The 13,620-nt window shown below is 34.5% G+C and carries 13 protein-coding genes and 2 pseudogenes; 6 read left to right on the top strand and 9 right to left on the bottom strand.

All coding sequences use genetic code 11. The features are described 5' to 3' along the window. Positions 1-23: 23 nt before the first annotated feature. The 5 genes from JVU85_RS06760 (at position 24) to JVU85_RS06740 (ending at position 2,714) form a co-directional block, all read left to right on the top strand. Positions 24-767: a cyclase family protein gene (locus JVU85_RS06760; RefSeq protein WP_103388630.1), complete on the top strand. Its 744-nt coding sequence runs from the start codon at positions 24-26 to the stop codon at positions 765-767. Between the two features lie 273 nt (positions 768-1,040). Further along, positions 1,041-1,319, top strand: coding sequence for a TM2 domain-containing protein (locus JVU85_RS06755; protein ID WP_002509669.1), 279 nt, complete (start codon positions 1,041-1,043; stop codon positions 1,317-1,319). Between the two features lie 191 nt (positions 1,320-1,510). Continuing rightward, on the top strand, positions 1,511-2,047 hold the full coding sequence (locus JVU85_RS06750; RefSeq protein ID WP_142020046.1) for a TetR/AcrR family transcriptional regulator: 537 nt from the start codon (positions 1,511-1,513) through the stop codon (positions 2,045-2,047). Continuing rightward, positions 2,048-2,359: a DMT family transporter gene (locus JVU85_RS06745; RefSeq protein ID WP_276330037.1), complete on the top strand. Its 312-nt coding sequence runs from the start codon at positions 2,048-2,050 to the stop codon at positions 2,357-2,359. A gap of 13 nt (positions 2,360-2,372) precedes the next feature. Next, entirely contained in the window at positions 2,373-2,714 is a 342-nt protein-coding gene (locus JVU85_RS06740) for a DMT family transporter (protein ID WP_204172183.1), read from the top strand. A 273-nt stretch (positions 2,715-2,987) separates the two neighbouring features. Here the strand turns inward: JVU85_RS06740 and JVU85_RS06735 are convergent, their stop codons facing one another. The 9 genes and pseudogenes from JVU85_RS06735 to JVU85_RS06695 form a co-directional block, all read right to left on the bottom strand. Next, positions 2,988-4,448 (bottom strand): carbon starvation CstA family protein, encoded by a 1,461-nt coding sequence (locus JVU85_RS06735; RefSeq protein WP_103388634.1) that lies wholly within the window; start codon positions 4,446-4,448, stop codon positions 2,988-2,990. Between the two features lie 263 nt (positions 4,449-4,711). Continuing rightward, positions 4,712-5,896, bottom strand: a complete 1,185-nt coding sequence (locus tag JVU85_RS06730; RefSeq protein ID WP_204172182.1) for an NAD(P)-dependent malic enzyme — start codon at positions 5,894-5,896, stop codon at positions 4,712-4,714. Between the two features lie 31 nt (positions 5,897-5,927). Next, the gene (locus JVU85_RS06725) at positions 5,928-7,271 is read right to left on the bottom strand and encodes a 2-hydroxycarboxylate transporter family protein (protein ID WP_107373840.1); all 1,344 of its coding nucleotides are present in this window, start codon (positions 7,269-7,271) and stop codon (positions 5,928-5,930) included. Between the two features lie 184 nt (positions 7,272-7,455). Beyond that, positions 7,456-8,169: a response regulator gene (locus JVU85_RS06720; protein ID WP_204172181.1), complete on the bottom strand. Its 714-nt coding sequence runs from the start codon at positions 8,167-8,169 to the stop codon at positions 7,456-7,458. Then, a complete protein-coding gene (gene dcuS, locus JVU85_RS06715; protein WP_204172180.1) occupies positions 8,166-9,764 on the bottom strand; it encodes a DcuS/MalK family sensor histidine kinase in 1,599 nt (532 codons plus the stop codon). The genes JVU85_RS06720 and dcuS overlap by 4 nt, the downstream gene beginning before the upstream one ends. A 256-nt stretch (positions 9,765-10,020) precedes the next feature. After that, a complete protein-coding gene (locus JVU85_RS06710) occupies positions 10,021-10,374 on the bottom strand; it encodes a hypothetical protein (RefSeq protein WP_002509677.1) in 354 nt (117 codons plus the stop codon). A gap of 670 nt (positions 10,375-11,044) precedes the next feature. Next, complete coding sequence (locus JVU85_RS06705; RefSeq protein ID WP_204172179.1) at positions 11,045-11,998, bottom strand: SDR family NAD(P)-dependent oxidoreductase; 954 nt, start codon at positions 11,996-11,998, stop codon at positions 11,045-11,047. Positions 11,999-12,074: 76 nt separating this feature from the next. Further along, on the bottom strand, positions 12,075-12,593 hold the full coding sequence (locus tag JVU85_RS06700; RefSeq protein WP_193325277.1) for a TetR/AcrR family transcriptional regulator: 519 nt from the start codon (positions 12,591-12,593) through the stop codon (positions 12,075-12,077). Positions 12,594-12,680: 87 nt separating this feature from the next. Continuing rightward, positions 12,681-13,376 (bottom strand): annotated as a pseudogene (locus JVU85_RS06695) (macrolide 2'-phosphotransferase); the annotation flags it as partial. A gap of 85 nt (positions 13,377-13,461) precedes the next feature. On the opposite strand from JVU85_RS06695, the pseudogene JVU85_RS06690 reads away from it, so the two are divergent. Then, a pseudogene (locus JVU85_RS06690) lies at positions 13,462-13,620 on the top strand (helix-turn-helix domain-containing protein); the annotation flags it as partial.

Below are 13,620 nucleotides of genomic sequence, written 5' to 3'. Positions count from 1 at the left end.
TTAAGTAAAGGAGCATTGATACAATGACACAATATCCATTATGGGACCAACTAGAACAGTTAAAACAAACAGAGTGGGTAGATTTAACACACACCTTTGATGAGCATAGCCCACGCTTTAGTGAGTTTGAAAAAGCCGAAGTTTCTACATTATATAACATCGAAGATCATGGCTTTTTTGTACAACGTTGGAATCTCGTGACGCAGTATGGTACTCATATCGATGCTCCCATCCATTTTGTGCCACACCAACGTTACTTGGAAGAATTAGAACTTAAAGAATTAGTATTGCCATTAATTGTTTTAGACTTTTCCGAAGCAGTTGCACAAGATGCAGATTTTATCGTTACCAAAGACCATATATTGCAATGGGAACAAGTACATGGCACAATTGAACCGCATACTTTTGTCGCCTTACGTACAGATTGGTCTAAACGTTGGCCCAATATCGAACAGTTTGAAAATAAAGATAGTGACGGACAATTACATTTACCAGGTTGGGGCCTTGATGCATTACAGTTTCTCTTTGAAACACGTAACATTAAAGCCATCGGTCACGAAACCTTTGATACAGACGCTTCTGTAGATGTCGCTAAATATGGAGATATTAGAGGAGAGCGTTATGTCCTTGGTCAAGACACGTATCAAATCGAGCTGTTAACTAACTTAGATCAACTCCCAACTAGGGGTGCAATCATTTATACGATTAGCCCCAAACCCAAAAATGCACCTGGGTTTCCCGTGCGTGCATTCGCGATCAAACCTTGAGCCAAACAAGTAAAGTAAACTAGCCATTTACATTTGAACTTGTGTAGTAAAAATTGAGCCCTTTACTACAACATTCTATCCTTTCTATTTCATTATATATGACCTTGAGCAATTGCTATAGCAACATTTTGCTCTATAGTCATCATTACAGGGACGAGCATAGGAATTCACACTACAACTAGTGATTTCTAGCTCGCCCCTATTTTAATGTTTTATAGTGTTAAATCAGTCAATATAATAAATACTATGAGTTATCAAGGAGGATTTCACTTAATGTCAGAAGTAGATACACAGTCGAATACTTTAGTCGAACGTAATAAACTCATCATCGCATACATACTTTGGTTCTTTTTTGGTCAATTAGGGGCACATCGGTTTTATGGACGAAAATTTAATACCGCCATTTGGCAAGTAGGACTAGGCCTTACTGGTTGGGTTACATCACCTATCTTCATTGGGTATGGTTTGCTATTTATCTTATGGATATGGCTGATCATCGATCTCTTCCTTATCCCTAAAATGTGCCGCGAACTATCATCATCAACAACATAAAACGCACTTAAAAAGCCAAGTAAGCACTCATATAAGAAGTGTTTACTTGGCTTTTTGTATATAAAATTTCTTCACACATTCAAAACTTAAACTCAATCGTCCTTTAACATGTAAAATTGCGTACTTAATTATTCTATGTTAAATTTACTGTACTGAACGGTCAGTATAGTAAACATTAATGAGGTATCGTGATGAATAAAAAACAAGAATTATTACAGCATGCAGCTACAATTATTCAAGAAGAAGGTATGCAAAAATTAACAATGGATTACTTAGCTAAAAAAGCTAATATCACTAAAGGTGGTGTCTTATATCACTTCAATAATAAAGACACATTAATTCAAAAAATGAATGAAATGGCTATTGCAGATTTTGAACAAAGTATAGAACATCATATCTCCAAGTTGTCTGGGAATTATGTATTTACCCGTGCTTATGTATTAACTACGCTAGATTATTTGCGTCAATCCTCGAACGCTCAATTAACTGCTGTGCTTATATCTTCGCAGGAAGACAAAAACAGCTTACGGTTATGGCAAAAAGTAGTACAACAATGGTCAGCACGCTTTGCTCAAGATCAAGGTGATCCTGATGAAATCTTAAAATTACGTTTAATGAGTGATGGTTTATGGTTTACTATTATGTATGAAGAAGCTGACACCGCACAAATGGCTCATATGGAACGTATTATATTCGATATGTTAAATTCACTCGCTCAGGAGGAATAAGTGATGGGAATTATTTATTTAGCAGGTGCCATTATTTCTGAAATTTTCGGTTCCACGATGTTAAAATTTAGCGCAATATCACGCAAGAAACTATCTGTTCTTGGTGTTATTGTCGGCTATCTTTTAGCATTTTATTTTTTGTCTTTAACAGTAATGTCGATTCCACTTAGTTTTACTTATGCAGCTTGGAGTGGTATTGGTACTGCTTTAACAGCGGCAGTAGGTTTTATTATTTTTAAAGAACGTATTCAACGTCAAACGATAATAGGTTTGATGTTACTTATTATCGGACTCATACTGTTGAGGCTTTAAGGAGGTATTGTACATGCAAGGTTATCTTTATTTATTATTATCTATTGGTTTTGAAATTTTTGGTACTTCAATGTTGAAGTTATCCTCAGGATTCACCAATGTCATTCCAAGCATAATATTAATTATTAGCTTCGGTATCGCATTTATCTTTTTATTATTTTCTTTAAAAACATTACCTTTAAGCAAAGCATATAGTATTTGGGCAGCGTTAGGTACAGCTGGTACTACATTGATTGGTGCACTTTTTTTCAATGAAATTTTATCGGTCGTCAATGTTATCGGTATCGTCGTTGTTATTACTGGGGTTGTTATTATGAATTTGGACTTCACCAACAAAAGTATTTACCACAAATAACTTTGGGAAATTATTGATTCTACTAGTCTTATTTCAATTGTAGTCATACTTGCCGAAGTGCGACGACACAAGCTTTTTAGGAAATTATATTTTTGACCGACGCCATCTGTCAGTAATCTATATAAGTGATTAAAAACTGTTATTGTTTAGCGTGAAACATTACAGCTTAACTTAAAAATGGATGTCTACTACTTATCTTTTAGACTTCCTGTAGACATACTTAAAGAGCCTAACCCTACTTAGAGTTAGGCTCTTTAGCTATTTATTCAACGATTAAGACGACACAGTATTTTGACCATATGGTATTTGATGATCTAATTCAAATGACGTTTGCGCTACCGTTTGTTTATATTGGTAGACGAAGTAAATAATCCATAATAACGTTAAACCAAAGCCAAGATAATAACTTAATGTTAAGTCTAACCCTAACCCGATTTTTTGACTTAAAATATAGACGAAAATATTCCATGTCATAAATGTAGCTGGGATAGCTGCCACCCAAAAGTTTTTCTTAGCTAATAGTAAATACATTGCACCTACCCATAATGCTACAACGGCAGTCGTTTGGTTCGCCCATGAGAAATAGCGCCATAATATAGTAAAATCTACTTGCGTTAAACCAAAGCTGATAACAAACAATGGAGTCGCTACCCATATACGTTTCATAATTTTACTTTGCCCTATATTTAAATAATCGGCAATAATCATACGCGCACTTCTAAATGATGTATCACCGCTCGTAATTGGTAAGATAATAACGCCCAGAACAGCAATCGTACCAAATACTGAACCTAATAATAAATGCGACGCTTCACTTACAACTAATGCCGCTTCACCACGTGCTAAGACATCTTGTAAACCACTGTAACCATTAAATAAACTCATACCAGCAGCAGCCCATATCATAGCGATGATACCTTCTGCAATCATCATGCCATAAAAGATAAAACGACCATTTTTCTCTTTATTTGTTGTTCTAGAAATAATCGGTGTTTGTGTCGCATGGAAACCAGATAAGGCCCCACATGTAATTGTAAAGAATAATAACGGGAAGATTGGTGCGCCATCTGGATGCATATTTTGAATATTTATTTCTGGAATCGGTGCTCCCGTTTGAACCAATCTAAAGCCAATACCTACCGCACTAATTAATAATAAGGCTCCAAATATTGGATAAACACGACCTATAATCTTATCAATAGGCAAGATTGTCGATAATACATAATAGACAAATATCACAAAGATAATAATGCCTAAAGCAATACGACCATCCATTAAGTTATGTAATAATAATGCCGGACTTGTCACAAAAACTGTACCTGTCAGTAATAACAATAATATTGAGAAGATATTAACAAAGTGCTTCATGACCTTACCTAAAAACTTCCCTGCTAATTCAGGTAAATGTGCCCCTTTATTACGAATAGAAATCATACCTGTTAAATAATCGTGAACTGCACCGGCAAAAATACATCCCACTACAATCCAAATAAATGCTACTGGACCATACAATGCTCCCATAATTGGACCGAAAATAGGTCCAACCCCTGCAATATTCAGCAATTGTATTAATGAATTCGACGACGTTTTCATCGGTAAATAGTCAACATTATCACGTTGATCATAGGCTGGTGTAGGTCGCTCTTTATTAGGACCAAACATCTTATCAATGTATTTACCATATGTGAAATAACCTACCACTAGCAAAATGATCGATACAATAAAAGTAATCATAGTAAATAATCCCCCTCATTTCCATCGAAAGCGTTTTCTTTAATTTAATCATAACTTATTGAAATGCACAATGTTAGGAATTAATTTATTGATATACTCCCGTATGAAACTATTTATGCTGCGTGCTTATATTAGCTGATTTTGTAGCGGAAATCGTGCACAAAAATACTGCCAACAAAGTCAGAGACTTTGTCGACAGTCTGAAAGTACTTTAATCTAAGGTGCTTTTTAGTGTCGTTATAAGTTTTGGATTATTACTAGATTTAGTTCATTGTGACAGCTTGATCTTCTGTCACGGCCGCTTCTACAGCATCTGCCACGGCATCTACTACATTAGGATTTAACGCGCTAGGAATAACGTAATCGGCAGTTAATTCTGATGGGGCAATTACTTCAGCAATTGCATGAGCTGCTGCTACTTTTGCTGCCATGGTAATATCTTTTTTCTGTGCTTGTAAAATACCTTTAAAGATACCCGGGAAAGCGAGTAGATTATTAATTTGATTTGGATAATCTGAGCGTCCTGTTCCTATAACTGTTGCACCTGCTGCCCGTGCGTCTTCAGGATATATTTCAGGCACAGGGTTGGCTAAAGCAAAAATGATTGGATTATCATTCATTGTAGCAATTTGCGCTGATGATAAAGCGTTAGGTCCAGATACACCAATAAAGACGTCTGCTTGTACAATCACATCATTTAAATCACCTTGAATGTGGGTATTGTTTGTCTGTGTAGCAATGTCTTGTTGTGTTGGATTCATCCAATCCTCACCTTCACACACCACTCCTTCTAAGCTCACAAGTGAAATATTGTTGTAGCCTGCAGCTAATAATAATCGAGCTATAGCAATACCTGCGGATCCTGCCCCATTAATAACAATTTTTAAGTCATCATGTTGTTTCTTTACTACTTTACTAGCATTGAGTAATGCGGCTAACACAACGATTGCTGTACCGTGTTGATCATCATGGAAGACTGGAATATATAGTTCTTCTTTTAAGCGTGCTTCAATTTCAAAGCATCGTGGGGCTGCAATATCTTCTAAGTTAATGCCTGCAAAATTAGGTTGTAACGCTTTTACCATAGCAATAATTTCTTCGGTATTTGTAGTGTCAAGGCAAATTGGAAAAGCATCTAAGCCTGCAAAAGATTTAAATAAAATACTTTTTCCTTCCATTACTGGCAATGCGGCTTTCGGACCAATATTTCCTAAACCTAAAACAGCTGTACCATCTGTTACAACACCAATCATTTTGCCTCTCGATGTTAACTTGTTTACTTTCGTTTCATCTGCAGCAATTGCTTTACAGACTTCCGACACACCTGGGGTATAAACAACGCTTAAATCTTCTTCGCTATTGACTTCAATTTTACTCGCGACTTCTATTTTACCTGCGTATTGTTCATGTAGTGCAAGTGCTTCTGCTTTATATGTGTGTGTAGTCATTTTAATACTCCTTATTGTTCTATTTTCTTAATTAATTTAAAAGTTTTAATAATAATGATGCGCCAATAACTGTGGAAACCCCGCCAATACGTGTTGCTACTTGCGCAAATGGCATTAAGGACATACGTCTTGATGCTGATAAAATAGCTACATCACCAGTACCGCCTAAACCACTGTGACAACCTGTAACAATCGCTGCGTCTACAGGATACATATTCATTAATTTTCCGACAAAATAACCTGAACTTACCATCGTAATAACGACTGAAGCACAAATAATAGCATAGGCTGGTGTTACAATTTTCACGACATCTTCCAGTGGAATATATAACATACCTAAACCAACCATAAGCGGCCACGTCAAACTTGTAGAAACAAATTTATATAAATGATGCGCACCGTCTTCCATTTTCTGTGGCATCAATTGTAAACATTTAATAAATGTTGCAAGTAATATCATAATAACCGGACCTGGTATACCTATAAATTTTTCTGCTAACCCACCGAAAATAAAGAAACTACATGCGATAAGTAAACCTGCACCCATTAAGCCAAAGTCGATTGGTTTCTTTTCATTTTGCGTTTCTGCCGTTAAATCATTTTTACCGTCAGATTTAACTAAAGTCCCGTTGCCTGACAATGCTTTGTTTTTTTCGCCTAATCTCATCATTAAACCTGCCGATACCACAGCAACAATATTGCCGATAACTGCTGCAGGAATCATTTGCCCTACAAATGACTCTGCAGATTCACCTAAGATAGATGAATACGCTAATGATAAAGGTAAGATACCTTCACCAATGCCACCACCAATAATAGGTACAATGATGTAAAATAATGTGTGCATCACATCATAACCGAATAAAAAGCCGACACCGATACCAACGAGAATTGCTGATGCTGTACCTACAATCAATGGTACAAACATACGCGTGAAACCTTGAATTAACATCTTGCCATTCATGCCTAAAATACTACCGACAACTAAACACGAAATGTATAAGTATAAAAAGTTCGATGTTTTCATTAATGTCGTTACAGCTTTCATAGTCGCTGGATTAATTAAATTTAAAAATACTAAAACAGATGGAATCAATAAAGCTAAAATGGCTGGTCCACCAATATCTTTTAAAATAGGAATTTTCATACCTAAGTCACCTAGTAAAATTCCAATAATCATAATCACTGCAAAACCACCAATCATATCTGGTGGTAATGTATTATAAACAGATGCTGCATAAATAATAATTGCTAACGTTATATATAATGGTAAGGGCACTACGCCCACTTTAAGCTGTGTTATTTTCGTCCATAAGCTTGCATCTCTGTCTCCCAACCCAGTAGAAACCGCTTTCATTTCACTTTTTGAAATCATAATAATCCCCCTCATTTAACATATATTCATCCTAATGCTAAATAAAGGGGAAGCCTAGTTTATGAAAGTTTAATAATCTTTTTGTAATTAAAAAAAGCGCTATCATTTGCTCTATTTATTATTTCTGAACACAATTATTGCGCTCTACAGAACACTGTTTACTACTGTTACTTGGCATTCAAAACTATTGTAAATATTGTTGTACGATATACATATTCTCTTTATTAAATGTATATAAATAGACCGGTCTACCGATACCGTATGTCATTGATTCTTCTAATACTTCTATATCAGCTAGAAATTTTAAATATTTACGTACAGATACACGTGAAATATTTGCCATTTCCGCAATTTCATCAGTAGAGAAAGCACGTTCTCCAGAATCATTTACTTTATTAATAATCGCTTGTAATGTTTTTTGCGTTAACCCTTTAGGTAAGTTGGCTTGCGTATTATCTGGTGTTTGGGTTTGTGACAATAACTGACGATCTAATGACGTCTGTGATATGGACTGTTGACCTTGTAACAAATCATAATGTTGCTTATATTTATTTAATGCTGTTTTAAAGCGCTCAAATTCAAATGGTTTTATTAAGTAATCGACTGCACCATAGCGTAAAGCTGTTTGTACTTGAGTCACATCGGTAGCTGCCGTTATTAATATCGCATCCGTTGGTAGTTGTTGCGCACGAATATCACTTAACAACGCTAAGCCATCCTCTTCTGGCATATAAACATCTAAAAGAACTAAATCAATTACTTCTGTAGTTAACCGTTCACGTGCCTCTGCCACACTATTCGCCATAGCTACTAGCGTATAGCCTTCAATTTTAGCTAAAAATTGTTTGTTTAATTGTGCGACCATGGGATCGTCTTCTACAATTAATACTCGAATCATTGTTCATGCCTTCTTTCCGGATAAGGAATCGTCACTGAAAACATCGTACCAGCATGTTCTGGTGTTGTTATCGTAATATCCCCTTGTACTTTATCGATACTTTGCTTCACAAGATACAGCCCGTATCCTCTATGGTTACCTTTTGTGGAATAACCTTTTTCAAAGATTTTATGTTTCACCTCATCACTTAAACCTTTACCAAAATCAATCACATCAATATAAAGATGTTCTAAGTCATATTTCAACTGAACATCAATTGATTTGGTACTAGCAGTTGTGAGCGAATCCATGCTATTATCTATTAAATTACCAACAATGGTAATGATTTCATGTGTTAAATAGGAATGCTGGGGCTCAGGAATTACCGTTTTATTTATAATCGTTAAAGTAATGTTTTGTTCCCGTGCTAAACTTAATTTTCCAATAAGAAAACCAGCTAATGCCGCATCTTTAATATGTGTCGCAATATTATCATCTTCTTCTGACCCATGTTCTACAATATCATTAATATACAACTGTAAGTCGTCATAATTTTCCATTTGCAACATACCTTGAATAACATGTAATCGGTTACGAAATTCATGCGATTGCGCACGTAGTGTTTCCGCATATGTTTGCACGCCCACTAATTGTTGAGATAACTGGTCCATTTCTGTCTTATCTCTAAATGTAGATATTGCACCCACAATTTCATTATTGACATAGAGGGGAACCCGATTGACTAAAATTTTCAATCCATTAATATTTTGTTCTTCATCGTGTTCTGGTTTACCCGTTTCTAGTACTGTAGGCAACTGTGTCGAATCCATATAATCTGTAATAGGCATTCCTATTGGATCTGAAGGCAACCCTGCTTTATTAAAGATATCTTGCGCCGACTTATTAACTAAGTTGATACGACCATCACGGTTCACAGCCACAATGCCTTCATGTACAGATTGCAACATAGTATTACGCTCCCCTAACAATTGAGCAATGCCCGATGGCTCCAAGCCGTGAAGTATCTTTTTAATATAACGTGATAATAAAATTGCACCGACAATACCTACTAAAATGCCAAAAATAGCACCTAAAATTATATCACGGTTAGCATTGGCAAAGGCTTCATTCACATTTTCCATTGGTATCCCTACTGCTACAGCACCAATTTGTTCATCACCATCATAAATCGGTGTAAATGAGCGCAATGATTTGCCAAGTGTTCCTTTCGATTCTGACATACTAGCACGACCATGTAATACAGGATATTCATCTCCACCTTGAAATTTCTTGCCAATACGCTCAGGCTTAGGATGTGATTTACGTATACCATTCATATCCATGACTACTATAAAACTCACGTCTGTCACTGATTGAATTTCAGACGTATACTCTTGAATTTTCTGTTCATCTTGTTGATGTTGCAAACCAGATTTTACAATTTCAGAATGCGCAATCGTCCGTGAAACAACTTGAGATTTTTCCTCTGCAGTATGTCGCACAGCCTCTCGGACGGTATTGCTAATTAAAATACTCGTCACCACTAGCGCCGATAATACAACAATACCTACTAAGATAATAATTGTTGTACTCAGTTTCATTCGTTTTTTCTGCAAGACTCCCCACCCTCTTAACTTACATCTATTTAATCGCTAGATCATAATTTACTTTTAAAAATAATCATATCGGAAAAACATAATTTTACAACCTATTATTAAGATGATTACATATTTAAATTGCATTTTAAAATTATGATGTATTAACTTTTAGCATTATAAAAAAATAAAAAGCAAGGTAGAAACCAATATTATACGTTGGTCTCAAACCTTGCTCTATTCGTGTTCACTTATTATAGGCTAATGTAACTATAGTTTATGCTGTTAACATATAATTACGTGCTGTAGTGACATCTAGTAATGTTAAATGTTCTGTTGCATGACGTAACTCTTGTGCTGACTGGCTAAATAATGCCACTGTTGCTTGGTAATAACCATTACCCATAGCTGTTAGTGTCGAATTGATGTTAGCCGCTCCAATGTAATCTTTTGTTACCTTTAGTTCATTAGTATACGAAGTTAGCGCGTCTAACGTCAACATATCACTTTGATATAAACAGCAGTACACGCTTTCTTGTGTGTCTTTCGTTATGCGCTTCATTACATGTGCATCTACAATTTGTAGTAAATACTTATCATTTTCTTGATCTTGCATTGTTGCTTTAATCATTTTTATACCTCTTACTTTGTCATTTTTGATATTAAGTGTGATATAGCATGATTAATGCTGAAACATTTCATGATTCATCTATTTTTAAAGGAAACTCTGTATGACAACCACTACTGGTTGCACCTAGTTAACATGTTGGGTCATTATCTTACATATATGTGAATTGGTCAGTGCCATTAAAAATTCATAGCGTCTGACATTTGTGCGCTGGTACAATTTATAAATATTATATATGTTCCTTTAAACAATACTATCTCTACTTAATAACTTACGAATAAATATATTATCAATTTTTGATATAAAAAGCACTAAATATTATTAAAAATCACTCATTACAACGAAATTGTAATTTTTCAGAAATTATCATGTAATACATTTGAAAACATTTTAATTTGTTAAACAATTTAATTTAAATTAGAAATTAAAATCGGATTTAAGAGAGGCGTGTAAAAATCCCCACACAAGTCTTGAAGCTAATGTGGGGAGCGTACGAATAAATAACATTTACAATATTTACAGTGCGTTTGGGGCGACTCCTGTGGAAAACACTACCCGAAGACTACAGGCTAAGGTAATGCCCGCGAAAAGCATGCACAAAAAAACTGCCAACAAAGTTGGAGACTTTATCAGCAGTTTGTATAAATACAAACTAAAAGATTTGTACTTATTTTTATACTTTATTTTTGCCATTATGACTTAGTGTTTCATTTAATGCTTGTTCAAAATCAGTTTTTATAATTGGACCAACTCGGTCTTCATATTTTTGACCATTTAAAATAAAACTTTCCTTTGTAATATACATTATTTCAGTAATTTCTCTCATGAAAGGATTGAATATTCCCATTAAAAATATCATTGTCTTATTTAATGGAATGATTGCTTTTTTATAATTAGTATTTTTACGTGCTAAATGAATAATCTCTTTTCCAGAAATAGGATTTCCTCCTGGTATATTCCAATTTTCACCATAAGCATCCTCTTTTTCAGCAATATTTACGATCATTTTAGCTGCATCTGGTAAATATATATACTCACGAGGTGTCTTCAAATTACCGATAAAGATAGTATTATTATTGTTTAAAACACCATTTATTGTAGGCTGTAAATATGAATTTTGGGAACTCGGTCCAAAATAATCCGGCAATCTAACAATTAACGGTTTCGCATTTTTCCATTTGTTACTATCAAAAATTAAATTTTCAAATTGCAGACGTATTTTTCCTTTTTTCGTATGTGGCAATTTAGGATGATTTTCATCGCCTATAGCAGATTGATGACCATAAACATATATACCATCAACGATAACGATTTTTTTTGATAATTTATCAGCTACTTTCATCACATTATTACCTATGATAGGTAACTTTTCTTCCATTTCTTGATAAGGTACGTTTGCACATTGGAAAATAATATCAACATCTACAGCTGCATTTTCAATTGATTGGTAGTTAAATATATCCCCTAAAGCATAAGAAAGCTTTGTATTATTATATTTTGTCATTAAATTTTGTAATTTATTTTTTGAGCGTCCAAAAGCAATAACTTCTATATTACGGCGTAATAACTCCGAAACAACAGCTTCTCCTGTACCACCAGTTGCACCTAAAACTAGAGCTTTTTTCATTATAAAACACACCCTTTTTATTTAGTGATTAATCAATAAATAAAATTTAAAAATAAATAACTACTTAAAGTAGTTATCAATTTATACTACGATCAATCAATTCTGGAGCATTGATAAATCGAGAGATGTTGCACAATATGCCTCTGGATAAAAAGGTAGTTACTTCGTTTTCTGGTTCGCTTACACCCTCTGCTTTAAATCTGTCTAATACATAACTTCTAATATTCAACAGACCAGTTCTGACCGTTTGTTGTATATTTTCTTCTGTTACAGAAAGCGCAACGACTTGAATGCTAACCTCATTAGGATACGTTGTAGAAATGTTTTCATAAACATCAATCATATCATTTACAATGTTCTCTTTTGTCGATTCAATGTTTTTAAAGTTTTGGATAATTCTATCAAATGCTTGATTTAAAGAAGCTATAAATAACTCTTCTTTTGTTTTAAAAAACTTGAACACATATGGTTGCGAAATATTAGCTATAGTAGCTACATGAGCTGTAGTTGTCTTATAGTAGCCATTTTCAGCAAATGCTTTTAAACTAGCTTCTAAGATTTCTTGCTCTCTTTTTGCGCTATTATTATTTTTCATAAAACACCTCTATAATATTTATTGATTAATCACTAAATATTATAGACCATGATGTAAAATAACACAAATTATATATTTTGATAATTTCTACGCTTCCATACCTAACTCTTTTAATGCCATTTTTTCATATGCCGCTTCTCCTGATTCCATCGCAAATTCAGCAATAAACATTGGAAATACAGCATTGAGTTCTATAATATGCTCTTTCATTCGTGGCCAGGTTTCTCCTCCAGCTTTACCGTATGCTGTTATGAGTTGCTCCAATCCTGCATCGTCGAATACACGGTGGTGTCCCATAAAATCCATTGATGGATCGGAGTGTATTGCTTCGGTCCAGCCTATGAGACCTGTAACATTTGCTTCGTCATCTACCATGATATGTCCTGGATGTAAGTCTCCATGAATCATGGTCGCATGTCGAGGCCATAGTTCATCATTTTCTAACCATCGTTGCCACCTATTCCATAAGTCATCTGCTACACCATAAGTTTCTTTAACTTTATTCATTCTTCTTTGAAAGTCATCTTTTACTTCTTGTATGTTTTTAATTTTTATATGCTGTGCAGAAATGTTTTCTTCTGGTATGTTGTGTAAATCTACAAGTGTTTCAGCTAATGTGTTAATAAAGTTTTCTGGTACTGGTTTATGTTCAATTGCCCATACATAATCTTGTAGTTCTGGATCTATCGTTGCTGCGGGTTGTCCTGTCAGTTTTGGATAAGCAAAAAGGTCTTGTTCGTGTATTTTCCACTTCGGTACTTCAAAAGAAACATTTTTTTGTAAGTGAACTGACCCCAATTAGTGGGAATAAAATAAAAACACTTTCGTTGAATTCATTTAAAATGAATCATACGGAGGTGTTTTTTCTATGAAAATAATGTCTTATTCAATAGAAACAAAATATAAAACGATTGAAATGAAAGAAGCTTGATATACTGTAAAAGAAATTATGGAAGCATTAAATATCAAAAATAGCACACAGGTAAAAACTTGGTGGCGATGGTATCGAAATGGTGAAACTTATAGA

Source organism: Staphylococcus sp. GDY8P72P (genome assembly GCF_016890655.1).
GTDB lineage: Bacteria > Bacillota > Bacilli > Staphylococcales > Staphylococcaceae > Staphylococcus > Staphylococcus arlettae.
This window is presented reverse-complemented; position numbering and strand designations above follow the sequence as displayed.